The sequence below is a fragment of the Thalassobaculum fulvum genome (assembly GCF_014652915.1).
In the GTDB taxonomy this organism is placed as follows: Bacteria; Pseudomonadota; Alphaproteobacteria; order Thalassobaculales; family Thalassobaculaceae; genus Thalassobaculum_A; species Thalassobaculum_A fulvum.
The window spans coordinates 393,477-408,611 of the sequence record NZ_BMZS01000004.1; the positions used below are offsets into that span (position 1 = coordinate 393,477).

The following is a 15,135-nucleotide window of genomic DNA, read 5'->3' on the forward strand; positions in this document are numbered from 1 at the left end:
CTGAAGTCATGACCGGACGTCTCGAAGGGCGCCTCGCCCTGATCACCGGCGCGTCGCGCGGTATCGGCGCCGCCGTCGCCGAAGCCTTCGCCCGCGAGGGCGCGCACCTGATCCTGGTGGCGCGCACGGTCGGCGGCCTGGAGGAGACCGACGACCGGGTGAAGCGGGCCGGCGGCAGCGCCACCCTGGTGCCGCTCGACCTGACCGACTACGCGGCCATCGACCGGCTGGGCGCCTCGATCTACGAGCGCTGGAAGAAGCTCGACGTGCTGGTGGCCAACCACGGCAGCCTGGGCGTGCTGACGCCGATCGCCATGTACGACCCGAAGATGTGGGACGAGGTCATGGCGATCAACCTGTCGGCCTGCCATCGCCTGATCCGCAGCCTGGACCCGCTGCTGCGGCAGTCGGACGCCGGCCGGGCGGTGTTCGTGACCTCGAACGCCGCGATCGGCGAGCGGCCGAACTGGGGGGCCTACGCCGCCTCCAAGGCGGCGCTGGAGGCCATGGTTCGCAGCTACGCCGGCGAGACCCGCAAGTCGTCGCTGCGGGTCAACCTGCTGAACCCCGGCGCCGTGCGGACCAAGATGCGCGCCACCGCATTCCCCGGCGAGGATCCGATGTCCCTGAAGACGCCGGAGGACATCGCCCCGGTGTTCGTCGATCTCGCCGACCCAGCCTGCACCCGGCACGGCGAGCGGGTCGACGCCCAGGGCTGATCACGCGCCGGCCGACGGCTGCCCGGCCGGCAACCGCACCCGGACCCGGGTGCCCGAGCCCGGAGCGCTGTCGATCTCGACGCTGCCGCCGTGCAGGTCGACCAGCATGCGCACGATCGACAGCCCGAGGCCGACGCCGGCGCGTCCGGCGTTCCAGGCCGATCCGCCCTGCCAGAACGGTTCGAACACGTGCGGCAGGTCCTCCGCCGCAATGCCTGCGCCGCTGTCCGCGACCACGATCTCGATCCCGCCGTCCGGGCCGCCGGCCACCGTGGTCGCCACCGGGGATCCCCGCCGGGAAAACTTCACCGAATTGGAGGTCAGGTTCACGACGATCTGACGGATCGCCGACGGGTCGGCGAAGATCCGCTCCGGCAGCCGTTCCCGGTCGACCCCGAGTTCGAGCGCGACGCCCGCCTCGTCGGCGGACGGACGGACCATCTCGACGGCCTCCCGGATGGGCGCCACCGGATCGGTGTCCTGCATCGATACCTGCAGCGCGCCCTGCTCGATCCGCGAGACGTCGAGCACCCGGTCGATCAGATCCTTCAGATGACGGGCGCTGGTCTCGATGTGGCCGACATACTCGGCGTAGCGCCGCGAGCCGATCGGCCCGAAGATCTCGCTCCGCATGACGTCGCTGAAGCCGATGATGGCGTTCAGCGGCGTCCGCAACTCATGACTCATCTGCGCCAGAAAGGCGGTCTTGGCCCGGTCGCTGCGCTCGGCGGCGTTTCGGGCATCGATCAGATGGCTCTCGACCCGCTTCCGGCCGCTGACGTCCTCGACCACCAGGACCGCCCGGCCGTCCCGCCCCTGCTCCGCGGACAACGGCGAGAGCATGCACTGCAGCACCGCCCCGGTGCCGTCGTCCGCGCGTGGCACGGTGATGTCCTCGCGGACCGTCCGGCCGGCGTGCAGGGCCTCGAGCCGGCCCGCCATCCCCTCGCCGCCGTCGCCGGCCGGCGCGAACACGCATGGCGGCTTCCCGAGCGGGTCTTCCGGACCGACCACCCGCCGGTAAGTGGTGTTCGCGAACGCCACGCGGCCGTCCGGCTCCAGAATGGCGATGCCGACCGGCGCCTGCTGCACGGCCTGTTCGTACTCGCGCAGGGTGTCGACGAGCGTCCGGTTGGAGCGCTCGCGCTCCTGGATGCGGGAACCGGCCTCCAGCGCCGCCGCGTCCAGCTCCCGGAACTCGCTCGGTCCGCGAAGCTTCGGCCGCGGATCGAGGCCGCCGTCGGCGATCCGTCGCAGCCGCATCGTGACGTGGTCCACCGGCCGCTCGACCCCGTATCGCCAGGCGATCAGCGTCAGCATCACCGCCGCCACGGCTATCGCCAGCACGGCGACGACGATTCGGTCGCGCAGCGCATTCACCCATCCGAACAGCGAATCGGGTCGGACGGCGACCACCATCAGCCAGGGCGGCGACACGGTCTCGAACCGTTGCAGGTCCACCCAGTAGTCTCCGCCGCCACCGTCGATCTCCCCGAAACGGCGCCCCAGCCGACCGGCCTCCTCGACCAGGTCGCGGAACCGCTGTCCGGAAACCACCGTCCGGCCGGTCAGCGGATCGGCCCCGAACACCCCCGGCCAGCGTTCCGGGCGGTCGGGCGCCGCAACGATCGCCCCGAACCGATCGACGACGAACGCGACCTCCGAACTCGTCGAGAGCTCCGAGAGCAGGCCCTCGAATGCGCTGAGCTCAATATCGACCGCGACCGCTCCCCATCGGTCGCCTTCGGCGTCGACGACCGCCGTGGCCGTACTGACACCCGGCCGGCGCGAGGTGAAGAAGACGTAGGGCGTCGTCCATGCCGGCGCGTCGGTCTCGGTAGCCGCCGAGAACCACGGCCGGAGACGAGGATCATACCGATCCTCGGGGTCCAGCCAGGTCTCGACGATCCGCTTGTCATCGTCGCGCCGCCTGAAGGTGACCCGCCGCTCCCCGTCGACGTGGCGGATCTCCTTGACCAGGAAGCCGCCGCCGTCACGGTCGCGGGCCACGTACAGGAAATCGCCGTCGGACAGGCCGTAGTAGATCGAATCGAAGCTCGGGTTCAGCCGCAGCGGCTCGATCATGAACCGCTCCAGCCGCTCGACGTCCGACAAGCCGAGAACCCCATCGGAAATCAGCCGCCGGAGCAGCCCCGATGCCGCCTCGGCCGGCGAAATGAAGCGCTGAAACCGGTCGCGCGCCGCCCGCCCGAGCCGGTGCATGGACTCCCGCGCGTTCGCGCTGACACCGTCCGAGACCGACTGCCAGGTCGCGCCGACCACCAGTGCCGCCGCCGCAAGCTGGACTCCGACGACGGTGAGAACCACCAGCCACTTGAGCCGCACGCCGGACTCCGCCGAGACTCCGTCCGGATCATACTGACCATTGCGCGAACCGGCGTCGAGTCCGGTCGCTGCCGCACGACCTAGCTCCCTGGAGCCGGGGCCGAAACCCGCTGAAACGTAACGGGTTCCAGCGCCTTCAGAACGCGGGCGACGCCGGTCGGGTCCGGCTGGATCGGCACCAGCAGCCGCGTGTAGCTCCACATCTTCTGATTGATCGACACGTAGCGCCTGCGCGTGAGCAACGGCGAGCCTTCCGCCTGGACCCGACGGAGATCGGCCAGGACCTGGCCCGCCCCGTCCTGGTCGAAGAACGCGTGAACCGAGGTTCCCTTCAACTCCCGCCCGTAGATGTCGCAGGCCAGTGTGCCGGCCAGCCGGATCACGGCCTCGTCCGGGTTCGGAAGGTCGACCAGGATCAGGTGCCTCAGCGACCGCGGCGGCAGTTCGACCGGATCGACACCGGGCGGCAAACCATCGCCATGGCTCCGCCACCACTGAAGAACACCATCCAGGACGGGGAACCGGGCGATCTCCGAAATCGGAAGATGCTCGTTGACCGTCGATACGAGCTTTGACAGATCGCGTACCATGTGACTTTGGTCCGGGGCGTTTCGGCCCTCCGGTTGCTGCAGGAAACTTGCGGGACGGCGCGCGGGCCTGCGCACGCCGAGACGATCAGGTCCCGCGCAACGTCATCTCCATGCCGCGGATCGCCAGTTCCAGGTTGTGCAGGATCTGCCGCAAGACCTTGGCCTGCGCGGCGGACTGGTTCTCATACTGCAGGGCAAAGCGAATACCCTCGGCGCGCGCCTTGAGACGGGAGAGTCGGACGTCGCCCTGGCTGACGGTAAACGATCGCGGCTTGGCAGAACCGCGCCCGGGCGCCGGACGCGCCGCCGGGAGCCGTACCGGCCGGCCCGCCATGGTTCGGTCGTAGGCATTCGCCAGATCGTCGATCGTGACGCGCTCCTCGAATTTCTGCCTGCGCTGTCTCATGTACCCTCGCCAGAGCCTCTCCGACCGAACCTGCAGATACCGTGCCATGGTAACCGGCAGGACGCTGCGCGCCACCCCCGAGCGCCCTCTGCCGCCCCGATTGCGGTGACCGCCGCCGCCGGCGGCTCTCCGGGACGGCGCGCTCGGCACGACCGTAGATGGTACTGACTTCCTGGACTCGATTTCTGCCCGGGATTCGATGTCGCGTTTTCTCTTATGACCGGGAAAGAAAAATACCGCCTAAACAACCGGTAGTACCATTCCATTCAAGCGCGACATCAAGCCATTCATCGGCATTCTATTGCAAATCATGGTTAATACGCGGTTGCGTCACCCGTCGAGTCAAACAACAATAAATTCTCGGGACCGTTGAAAATTATTTTTCCGAGCCGGGGGTGGAGATGGCTAGCATCACGGGTACGGTCGGCAACGACACGATCACCGGGACGTCCGTCAACGACATCATCTCGGGCCTCGACGGTCACGATGTGCTGTCGGGGATCGGCGGCAACGACACCCTGTATGGCGGCGGGGACGACGACACGATCTACGGCGGCGCCGGCAACGACTTCAACTACGGCGCCACCGGCGACGACCTGCTGTACGGCGAGGACGGCAACGACGCGGCGTCCGGCGGCGACGGCCAGGACACCGTCTTCGGCGGCCTCGGCAACGACACCCTCATCGGCAGCAGCGGGCAGGATCAGCTGTTCGGCGGCGACGGCAACGACTGGATGTGGGGCGGCAAGGGCAACGACCTGGTGTCCGGCGGCTCCGGCGCCGACACGCTGTCCGGCGGCGACGGCGAGGACACCATCTTCGGCGGCGCCGAGAGCGACACGCTCAGCGGCTTTTCCGGCAACGACCTGCTGTACGGCGGCGAGGGCAACGACGTGCTGCGCGGCGGCGCCAACGTCGACACGCTGTCCGGCGGTGCCGGCGAGGACACCTTCACCGGCAGCCAGGCGAACCACGACGGCGACACGATCGGCGACCTTGCCGCCGGCGACGTCATCCAGATCACCGGCATCACCGGGCTGACCAATGCCAACGTGCAGTTCAACGGCAGCAGCCTGGAGGTCGACACCGATGCGACCGACTTCGCGTCGCCCGAGATCACCATCGGCACCGTCATCGATCTCGGCGGTACCCTCACCTTCACGGTAACCGACTTCGGCGGCAGCACCCTGATCACCTTCGCCGAGGCGCCGGCGGGCATCACCGGCAGCGCCGGCAACGACGACATAACCGGCACCACCGCCGGCGACGTCATCAGCGCGCTCGACGGCGCCGACACGGTGTCGGCCCTGGACGGCGACGACCTCGTCCTCGGTGGGACCGGCCACGACATCCTGTACGGCGACGCCGGCAGCGACACCCTTTCGGGCGGCGCCGGCAACGACATCCTGGGGGGTGGCGCCGGGGCCGATCTCCTGGCCGGCGGCGCCGACCGGGACGCGGTCGAGTACGTGCAGGACACGGTCGGCATCTCCGTCAATCTGAGCACCGGGTCGGGCTCCGGAGGACAGGCGCAGGGTGACACCCTGTCCGGCATCGAGGATGTCCTCGGCGGCCAGGGCGACGACCTGCTGGTCGCCGCCAACTCCGGCAGCTACCTCTTCGGGTTCCTCGGCGACGACACGCTGGTGGGCGGCGTCGGATCCGACACGCTGATCGGCGGCGACGGCAACGACGCCCTGTCCGGCGGTGCCGGGACCGACGTACTGGCGCCGCGCGCCGGCAACGACCTGGTGTCGGGCGGCAGCGGCGCGGACGCCGTGCTGTACGACGGAACCGGCACCCCGTCGGGCGTCTCGGCGACCCTGGCCTCGGCCGGCGGCACCGTGGTCGAGACCGGTCTCGGCTATACCGACACGCTGGTCAGCATCGAGACGGTCGTCACGAGCGACAACGATGACGTCGTCTCGACGGACGGTACCGTGTCGGTATCCCTGGGGGCCGGGAACGACCAGGTCTCGGTCACCGGCGGAACCTATGTCGGAATCAACCTGGGCAGCGGCGACGACACCCTGACGATCTCGCCCGGCGGCTCGGCAGTCCTGTATATGCGCGACGACGGCCTGGAGACCACCGGCGCGGCGAGCCAGGGCGCGCTCGTCAACCTGGCGAACGGGACCGCCGTCGATGCCTGGGGGGACCTCGATACCTGGACCGGGCTCGTCGGTGCGGTCGCCGGCTCCAGCTTCGCCGACACGCTGATCGGCGGCAGCTTCGGCGAGGCATTCCTCGGCGGCGACGGCAACGATGTGATCTCGGGCGGCGACGGCGGCGACGCCCTGTCGGGGTCCGACGGGGCCGACACGCTGTCCGGCGGATCGGGCAACGACTTCCTCACCGGTGGCGACGGTCCCGACGTTCTGCATGGCGGCGACGGCAACGACTCCCTGCTGGCCGGCGGCGGGTCCGACCAGATGTACGGGGGCAGCGGCGGCGACTGGTTCGTCTTCGCCGCCCAGATCGCGACCGGGGCCTCGCATGTGATCGGCGACTACGTGGCCGGCGAGGACACGATCACCCTCCAGGGAGTGACCGCCGCGAGCATCCTGACGGCGACCAGCCTGGGGTCGGATGCGCTGCTGAGCATCGACACCGACAGCGATCTCTCGGCCGACATGACCCTGCGGGTCAGCGGCGGGGCCGGCCTGACCTTCTCGGTCGAGGACGGGGCCTACGGCATCGACATCGTCGGATCGACCGCGGCGAGCAGCCTGATCGTCGGCAGCTCGGTCGACGAGCTGCTGTACGGGACCGGCGGCAACGACGTGATCAGTGCGCTGGCGGGCAACGACTCGGTCTCGGCGCTGGCCGGCGACGACGCGGTGTACGGCGGCGACGGCAACGACCTGCTGTCCGGCGGCGACGGTGCCGACAGCCTGTACGGCGACGGCGGCAACGACACCCTGTACGCCGGCAGCGCGCCGGGCCTGCTGCTCGGCGGCGTCGGCAGCGACGTGCTGGTCGGCGGCGACGGCAACGACACCCTGTCCGGCGGTGCCGACGCCGACGTGCTGTACGGCGTCTCCGGCAGCGACGTGCTGTATGGCGGCGACGGCGACGACGTGGTCTCCGGCATGCAGGGCGACGACCTGCTGCGCGGCGGCAGCGGCGCCGACGTGCTGTCCGGCGGGCTCGGCAACGACACGCTCTCCGGCGGCGACGGCAACGACCTGCTGATCGGCGTCGCCGGCAGCAACCTGTTCGCCGGCGGCGGCGGGATCGACACCGTGATCGGCGCCGACGGCGACGACACCCTGTCCGGCGGTGCCGACGCCGACGTGCTGTACGGCGTCACCGGCAACGACCTGCTGGTCGGCGGCGACGGCGACGACGCCATGTCCGGCATGCAGGGCGACGACCTGCTGCTCGGCGGCTCCGGCGCCGACGTGCTCTCGGGCGGGCTCGGCAACGACACCCTCTCGGGCGGCGACGGCGACGACTTCCTGCAGGCGGTCGCCGGCAACGACCTGCTGGTCGGCGGCACCGGCGCCGACATCCTGATCGGCGCCGACGGCCAGGACACCCTGTCCGGCGGCGACGGCGACGACGTGCTGTACGGCGTCACCGGCGACGACCTGCTGGTCGGCGGCAACGGCGCCGACCACCTGTCGGGCCAGGCCGGCGACGACCTGCTGCGCGGCGGCAGCGGCGCCGACGTGCTGCTCGGCGGCGCCGGCAACGACACTCTGTCCGGCGGCGACGCCGACGACGTGCTGGAAGGCCAGGCCGGCGACAACCTGCTCGACGGCGGCGGCGGGGTCGACACCCTGATCGGCGCCGACGGCCAGGATACCCTGTCCGGCGGGGCCGGCGACGACATCCAGTACGGCGCCACCGGCAACGACCTGCTGGTCGGCGGCGACGGCGCCGACAGCCTGTCCGGCCAGGCCGGCGACGACACCCTCGCCGGCGGCACCGGCGCCGACATCCTGTCGGGCGGCGCCGGCAGCGACGTCTTCGTGTTCAACGCCGGCGACGGCGCCGACACCGTCCTCGACTTCCTCGACAGCGACGACCTGGTCGACCTGGACGCCGGCTTCGGCATCACCGACCAGACCGCCCTCGACGCCGTCGCAGCCGACGACGGCTTCGGCAACGCCGTGCTCGACTTCGGCAACGGCGACAAGATCACCCTGCTCGGAATCGACTACCGAGACCTGCTGATCGGCAACTTCACATGAGCGGCGGCCGAAAGGCCGCTCATACCCGGCTGCACAGCCGCGGCGGCCTGTCGGCCACTGGAAAGGACATCGAACGCCCGGACCCCGCACACCCGACCAGCGTTCATCGAGAAACGGAGGCAATGAAATGGCAGTCGAACGACGTTCCGCGATGAACCCACTGTCCGTATCCCGATCGCTCGAGGACAAGCGGCCCCGGGAGTTCCTGTTCGTCGATCCGGACGTCGCCGACCCCGATATTCTACTCGCCGGACTGGCCCGGCCGTTCGCCATCGTGCGCCTGGCCCGGGAGGGCGATCCCCTGGGTCAGATCGCGGCGGCGCTGGCCGGCGAACGAGAAGTCGAGGCCCTTCATCTCCTGTCGCATGGCGCGCCGGGCGGTATGCAACTGTCGGGGCAGATGGTGGATGCCGCGGCCCTGGCGGCACGCCCGGCCCTGCTCGGGTCGATCCGCGACGCGCTCGCCGACGACGCCGAGATCGTGCTCTACGGCTGTTCGGTGGCCGAGGGGGCCGAAGGTGCGGCGTTCGTCGAACGGCTGTCGATGCTGCTCGGCCGGCCGGTGGCCGCGGCCGCCGGGCTGGTCGGCTCGGCGGCGCTCGGCGGCAACTGGGACCTGCCGGCCGCCGGCGAACTCGCCTTCGAGACGGCGGCACGGGCAGCCTACCCGCATGCCCTGATCGTCGCGACCTTCGGGGTGGTCACGACCCTCAACACCACCACGACGCTGACTTCGAACGAGGGCGGGGTCACGCTCAGCGTCACCAAGTCCGATGGCACCGCGATGAACGGGGTCTCCTCCGGCTTCCTCGACCCGGGCCAGATGGTTACCACGAGCAACGTGTCCTACACCGTCACGTTCTCGACCTCCGTGAACGTCACACAGTTCCAGCTTGGCGAATTCACCAACCTCAGTAGCGGCGCCAACTACACCTTCACGCCCAACTCCGGCACGGCGGTGACGATCGCCGACAACAGCGGCTCAATCGTCGGCTCGATCGCCACCCTCAGCCCCGGCGACTGGACCGGCATCACCTCCTTCACCGTGTCCTATGCGGACACGACGAGCGGCAGCAGCTGGCGGGTCGGTCTCGACAACATCGTCTTCACCGTCGCCGGCCCCTCGGCGCCGAGCACGCCGGACCTGACCGCAGCGACCGACACCGGGACCAGCAACACCGACAACATCACCAGCGCGGCGGTCCAGACCTTCGCCGGGACGTCGTCGGGCGCCACCCAGGTGCATGTGCTGGTCAACGGCGTCACGGCCGGCACCGCCACGCCGGACGGCGGCGGGACCTGGAGCTTCAACGCGTCGCTCAGCGCCGGCTCCTACGCCATCTCCGCGATCGCCGACGACGGCGCGACCGAATCCAGCGCCTCCGGCACCCTCAACATCGTGGTCGACCAGACCGCGCCGGGAACGTTGGGCGCGCCAGACCTGCTGGCTGCGAGCGACACCGGCACCTCGAACACCGACAACCTCACCAACGCGGCCGCGCAGACCTTCAGCGGCTCGGCGACTACCGGCGACGCCGTCAGCATCCTGGTCGGCGGGGCGACGCTGCAGACGGTGACCGCGGCCGGCGGGTCGTGGACCGCCACCACCTCGCTGTCGGCCGGCAGCTACGCGATCACGGTGCAGGCCACCGACACCGCCGGCAACATCGGCGGGACGTCGTCGGCGCTGGGGCTGACGGTCGACACCACCGCGCCGGCGACGCTGGACGTGCCGGACCTGCTGGCGGTCAGCGACACCGGCGTGTCGAGCACCGACAACGTCACCGGCTCGACGACCCAGCAGCTGTCGGGCTCGGCGACCACCGGCGACCGGGTGAACATCCTGGTCGGCGGGGCGACGCTGCAGACGGTGACCGCGGTCGGCGGGTCGTGGACCGCCACCGCCTCGCTGTCGGCCGGCAGCTACGCGATCGTCGTGCAGGCCACCGACGCGGCCGGCAACGCCGGCCCGGCCTCGGGCGCGCTCGGCCTCGTGGTCGACACCACCGCACCGTCGACGACCGGCATTCCGGACCTGCTGGCGTCGAGCGACAGCGGGACGTCGAGCACCGACAATCTCACGAACGTGTCGCTGCCGACGATCTCGGGCACCGGGGCGGTCGCGAACGCGCTGGTGCACGTCCTGGTCGGCGGGGTGACCGTCGGCTCGGCGACGGCCAGTGCCGCCGGGGCGTGGACCTATACCTTCACCACCACCCTGAGCGCGGGTTCCAACGCGATCTCGGCGGTCGGCGAGGACGTGGCCGGCAACGATGGCCCGGCCAGTGCGGCGCTGAACGTGGTGGTCGACACCGCCGCGCCGACGACACTGGACATGCCGGACCTGCTGGCAGTCAGCGACACCGGCGTGTCGAACACCGACAACGTCACCAGTTCGACGACCCAGCAGCTCTCGGGCTCGGCGACCACCGGCGACCTGGTGAACATCATCGTCGGCGGGGTGACGCTGCAGACCGTGACGGCGACCGGCGGATCGTGGTCGTACACCGCCACGCTGACGGCCGGCAGCTATGCGATCGTGGTCAATGCGGTCGACGCCGCCGGCAACGTCGGCGCCAACTCGCCGGCGCTCGGGCTGACGATCGAGAGTTCCGGCGGCAGCTCGGTCGACGAGCTGCTGTACGGGACCGGCGGCAACGACGTGATCAGTGCGCTGGCGGGCAACGACTCGGTCTCGGCGCTGGCCGGCGACGACGCGGTGTACGGCGGCGACGGCAACGACCTGCTGTCCGGCGGCGACGGTGCCGACAGCCTGTACGGCGACGGCGGCAACGACACCCTGTATGCCGGCAGCGCGCCGGGCCTGCTGCTCGGCGGCGTCGGCAGCGACGTGCTGGTCGGCGGCGACGGCAACGACACCCTGTCCGGCGGTGCCGACGCCGACGTGCTGTACGGCGTCTCCGGCAGCGACGTGCTGTATGGCGGCGACGGCGACGACGTGGTCTCCGGCATGCAGGGCGACGACCTGCTGCGCGGCGGCAGCGGCGCCGACGTGCTGTCCGGCGGGCTCGGCAACGACACGCTCTCCGGCGGCGACGGCAACGACCTGCTGATCGGCGTCGCCGGCAGCAACCTGTTCGCCGGCGGCGGCGGGATCGACACCGTGATCGGCGCCGACGGCGACGACACCCTGTCCGGCGGTGCCGACGCCGACGTGCTGTACGGCGTCACCGGCAACGACCTGCTGGTCGGCGGCGACGGCGACGACGCCATGTCCGGCATGCAGGGCGACGACCTGCTGCTCGGCGGCTCCGGCGCCGACGTGCTCTCGGGCGGGCTCGGCAACGACACCCTCTCGGGCGGCGACGGCGACGACTTCCTGCAGGCGGTCGCCGGCAACGACCTGCTGGTCGGCGGCACCGGCGCCGACATCCTGATCGGCGCCGACGGCCAGGACACCCTGTCCGGCGGCGACGGCGACGACGTGCTGTACGGCGTCACCGGCGACGACCTGCTGGTCGGCGGCAACGGCGCCGACCACCTGTCGGGCCAGGCCGGCGACGACCTGCTGCGCGGCGGCAGCGGCGCCGACGTGCTGCTCGGCGGCGCCGGCAACGACACTCTGTCCGGCGGCGACGCCGACGACGTGCTGGAAGGCCAGGCCGGCAACAACCTGCTCGACGGCGGCGGCGGGGTCGACACCCTGATCGGTGCCGACGGCCAGGATACCCTGTCCGGCGGGGCCGGCGACGACATCCAGTACGGCGCCACCGGCAACGACCTGCTGGTCGGCGGCGACGGCGCCGACAGCCTGTCCGGCCAGGCCGGCGACGACACCCTCGCCGGCGGCACCGGCGCCGACATCCTGTCGGGCGGCGCCGGCAGCGACGTCTTCGTGTTCAACGCCGGCGACGGCGCCGACACCGTCCTCGACTTCCTCGACAGCGACGACCTGGTCGACCTGGACGCCGGCTTCGGCATCACCGACCAGACCGCCCTCGACGCCGTCGCAGCCGACGACGGCTTCGGCAACGCCGTGCTCGACTTCGGCAACGGCGACAAGATCACCCTGCTCGGAATCGACTACCGAGACCTGCTGATCGGCAACTTCACATGAGCGGCGGCCGAAAGGCCGCCCTCGCCCTCGGTCGGCGCCTCACCCTTCGTCGACGTAGGGGTTCTTGCGCTGCCGCAGATGCAACCGGATCGGCACGCCGACCAGTCCGAATTCGTCGCGCAGCCCGCCGGTCAGGTAGCGGACGTAGGAGTCCGGCAGTTCCGACGCCTGGCTGACGAACGCCGCGAAGGTCGGCGGTCGAGCCTTCACTTGGGTCATGTAGCGGATCCGCACGCGGCGGCCCTTGGCGAGCGGCGGCGGATGGGCCTCCAGCATGGCCTCGAGCCAGCGGTTCAGGCGCGCCGTCGGGATCCGCTTGTTCCAGCGGTCGTAGGTCTCCAGCACCGCGTCCAGCAGCTTGTCGAGGTTGCTGCCGCGGACCGCCGAGACCGGCACCCACGGCACGCCGCGCACCTGGGTCAGCGAGGTGTCGAGGCGATCGCGGAGCATCCGGGTCGCGGCGTTCTTGTCGCGGATCGCGTCCCACTTGTTGGCCGCGATCACCAGGGCACGGCCCTCGTCCAGCGCCATCCGGGCGATCGTCAGGTCCTGCTTCTCGAGCATCATCTCGGCGTCCAGGACCAGCAGGACGACGTGCGCGAACTTCACCGCGCGACGGGTGTCCGCGGTCGACAGCCGCTCGAGCTTCTCCGAGACCCGGGCGCGACGGCGCAGGCCGGCGGTATCGACCAGCCGCAGCGGACGGCCGCGGTACTGCCACTCGACCTCGATGGCGTCGCGGGTGATGCCGGCCTCGGGCCCGGTCAGCAGGCGGTCCTCGCCGAGCAGCCGGTTGACCAGGGTCGACTTGCCGACGTTCGGACGGCCGACGATGGCCAGCCTGATCGGTCCTTTCTCCTCCTCGACGAGGTCTTCGTCTTCGCCCGGCTCGGCGAACTCCGCTGTCGGCTCGTCCTCGGGCTCCTCGTCGTCATAGCCGAACTCGCCCTTCTCCTCCGCGACCTTGCGCAGGATGTCGTAGAGCTCGCCCATACCCTCGCCGTGCTCGGCCGAGATCGGCACCGGGTCGCCGAGGCCGAGCGCGTAGGCCTCGGCCAGCCCGGCCATCCCGGCCCGCCCCTCGCACTTGTTGGCGAGCAGCACGACCGGGGGGCGGACCCGCCGCAGCCAGTCGGCGAAGTGCGCGTCGAGCGGCGTGACCCCGGCCCGGGCGTCGATCAGCATGAGGACGATGTCGGCTTCCTCGACCGCCCGCTCGGTCTGCCGCCGCATGCGGGCCTCGAGGCTGTCGTCGAAGGCGTCCTCGAGTCCGGCGGTGTCGATCACCCGGAACGTCAGGTCGGCGATCCGCCCCTCGCCCTCGCGCCGGTCGCGCGTGACGCCGGGGGTGTCGTCGACCAGGGCGTGCCGGGTACCGGTCAGCCGGTTGAACAGAGTCGACTTGCCGACGTTCGGGCGTCCGATGACGGCGACCTTGATGGGCACGGTGGCGCCCTCCTACCGGTACGCGTGCAACGTACCGTCGTTGCCCAGAATATAGACCGTTCCGTCGGCGACGACCGGCGACACGTAGACCGGGTCGCCGATCTCGATATGTCCCAACAGCTCGCCGGTATACGGCGAGATCGCATAGACGAATCCCTCGGAACTGCCGACCAGCAGCCGGTCCCCGACCAGCACCGGCCCGGTATACTGGATCGGCCCCTTGCGATCCTCCATGTCCTCGAACGGCGGCAGCCGGTGCACCCAGCGCACCCGCCCGTCGCGCCGCGACATCGCCACGACTTCGCCGTTCAGGCCGGTCACGAACAGGAAGTCGCCGGCGACCCAAGGCATGTGGACGCTACCGACCGGCCGTTCCCACACGCGCGCGCCGGTGCGCAGGTCGATCGCCGCCATCCGACCGGCATGGCTGACCGCGAACGCCAGGTCGCGATCGATCACCGGGTTGCCGCGGATGTCGGCGAGCCGCGCGATCGCGCTCAGCGTCCGGATGCTGGCCAGGTTCTCGACCCAGACCACCCGTCCGTTCTCGGCCAGCAGGGCGTACAGTTCGCCGGAGGAGTACGGCGTCAGCACGGTCGAGCCCTCGACCGCCGGGGCAGCGCCGCCGAGCAGTGCGGCGACCTCGTTGATCCCCTGGTGCTCCCACAGCCGCTGGCCGTCATCCGTCGACAGCGCGATCGTCCGGTTCTCGATGGTGACGACGTACATCTGGCCGTTCGCCACCGTCGGTGCGCCGCGGACCGGGCCGGACAGCCGGACCCGCCAGATCTCGCGCCCGTCCGCCGCCGACAGGGCCATCGCCTCGCCGACCCCGGTGGCGGCGTAGATCCGGTCGCCGTCGGCCGCGATCCCGCCGGCGAACACCGCGTCGTCGTCGCCGGGGTTGAGGTCCCTGGTCCACAGCGTGCGACCGTCGCGCGGATCGAGCGCCCGGAGTTCGGCCGCGGAATCCAGCACGTAGATTCGGCCCCCGGCGACGATCGGCTGCGCGAGCAGCGACTGCTCGTCGTCGCCGCCGTCGCCGATCGAGGCCGACCAGGCCTCGCCCAGGGCATCGCCGGCGGCCAGGTGACCGGGATTCTTGGCTGCGCTGCCGCCCGACTGCGGCCAGCCGGGATTTCGGTACGGCGGCGGCAGCACAACCGGAACCGACTCGAACTCGGTGTCCGCCTTGATGAGGTCGTCGGTCGTCAGGATCGAGATCCGATTGCCGGGCAACGGGACCTCGGCATCCTCGCCGAAGAAACCGTTGCCGCCACAGGCCGAGAGGGCCATCAGGGCGAGCAGCGCGGCAGCGGCGGGGAGGCGGCGGGCGATCGGGCGCATCGAT

At 70.8% G+C, this 15,135-nt stretch carries 8 protein-coding genes; 3 read left to right on the forward strand and 5 right to left on the reverse strand.

Annotated features, from left to right (window positions below; translation table 11 throughout):
- The first annotated feature begins 8 nt into the window (after window positions 1-8).
- On the forward strand, window positions 9-719 hold the full coding sequence (locus IE246_RS11170) for an SDR family NAD(P)-dependent oxidoreductase (RefSeq protein WP_189989390.1): 711 nt from the start codon (window positions 9-11) through the stop codon (window positions 717-719).
- On the opposite strand, the gene IE246_RS11175 is transcribed toward IE246_RS11170, so the two are convergent.
- The 3 genes from IE246_RS11175 to IE246_RS11185 all read right to left on the reverse strand — a co-directional run bounded on the left by IE246_RS11175 (window position 720) and on the right by IE246_RS11185 (window position 4,061).
- Window positions 720-3,065: an ATP-binding protein gene (locus IE246_RS11175; RefSeq protein WP_189989392.1), complete on the reverse strand. Its 2,346-nt coding sequence runs from the start codon at window positions 3,063-3,065 to the stop codon at window positions 720-722.
- Window positions 3,066-3,145: 80 nt separating this feature from the next.
- On the reverse strand, window positions 3,146-3,655 hold the full coding sequence (locus tag IE246_RS11180) for a PAS domain-containing protein (RefSeq protein WP_189989394.1): 510 nt from the start codon (window positions 3,653-3,655) through the stop codon (window positions 3,146-3,148).
- Between the two features lie 85 nt (window positions 3,656-3,740).
- Window positions 3,741-4,061, reverse strand: a complete 321-nt coding sequence (locus IE246_RS11185; RefSeq protein ID WP_189989396.1) for a hypothetical protein — start codon at window positions 4,059-4,061, stop codon at window positions 3,741-3,743.
- 401 nt (window positions 4,062-4,462) lie between these two features.
- Between IE246_RS11185 and IE246_RS11190 the strand changes: the two genes are divergently transcribed.
- Together IE246_RS11190 and IE246_RS11195 are read left to right on the forward strand one after the other, a co-directional pair.
- On the forward strand, window positions 4,463-8,260 hold the full coding sequence (locus IE246_RS11190; RefSeq protein ID WP_189989398.1) for a beta strand repeat-containing protein: 3,798 nt from the start codon (window positions 4,463-4,465) through the stop codon (window positions 8,258-8,260).
- A 151-nt stretch (window positions 8,261-8,411) separates the two neighbouring features.
- Window positions 8,412-12,338: an Ig-like domain-containing protein gene (locus IE246_RS11195; RefSeq protein WP_189989401.1), complete on the forward strand. Its 3,927-nt coding sequence runs from the start codon at window positions 8,412-8,414 to the stop codon at window positions 12,336-12,338.
- A 39-nt stretch (window positions 12,339-12,377) separates the two neighbouring features.
- Here IE246_RS11195 and der read toward each other — a convergent pair whose 3' ends face one another.
- Both der and IE246_RS11205 read right to left on the reverse strand, forming a co-directional pair.
- On the reverse strand, window positions 12,378-13,784 hold the full coding sequence (der, locus tag IE246_RS11200; RefSeq protein WP_189989403.1) for a ribosome biogenesis GTPase Der: 1,407 nt from the start codon (window positions 13,782-13,784) through the stop codon (window positions 12,378-12,380).
- Between the two features lie 12 nt (window positions 13,785-13,796).
- Window positions 13,797-15,131: an outer membrane protein assembly factor BamB family protein gene (locus IE246_RS11205; RefSeq protein ID WP_189989405.1), complete on the reverse strand. Its 1,335-nt coding sequence runs from the start codon at window positions 15,129-15,131 to the stop codon at window positions 13,797-13,799.
- Window positions 15,132-15,135: the final 4 nt, after the last annotated feature.

What these genes read in the sequence shown, in the direction of transcription:
- IE246_RS11170 (WP_189989390.1), top strand. Translation starts at nt 9, where the DNA reads ATGACCGGACGTCTCGAAGGGCGCCTCGCCCTGATCACCGGCGCGTCG.
- IE246_RS11180 (WP_189989394.1), bottom strand. Translation starts at nt 3,655, where the DNA reads ATGGTACGCGATCTGTCAAAGCTCGTATCGACGGTCAACGAGCATCTT.
- IE246_RS11185 (WP_189989396.1), bottom strand. Translation starts at nt 4,061, where the DNA reads ATGAGACAGCGCAGGCAGAAATTCGAGGAGCGCGTCACGATCGACGAT.
- IE246_RS11190 (WP_189989398.1), top strand. Translation starts at nt 4,463, where the DNA reads ATGGCTAGCATCACGGGTACGGTCGGCAACGACACGATCACCGGGACG.
- IE246_RS11195 (WP_189989401.1), top strand. Translation starts at nt 8,412, where the DNA reads ATGAACCCACTGTCCGTATCCCGATCGCTCGAGGACAAGCGGCCCCGG.
- IE246_RS11205 (WP_189989405.1), bottom strand. Translation starts at nt 15,131, where the DNA reads ATGCGCCCGATCGCCCGCCGCCTCCCCGCCGCTGCCGCGCTGCTCGCC.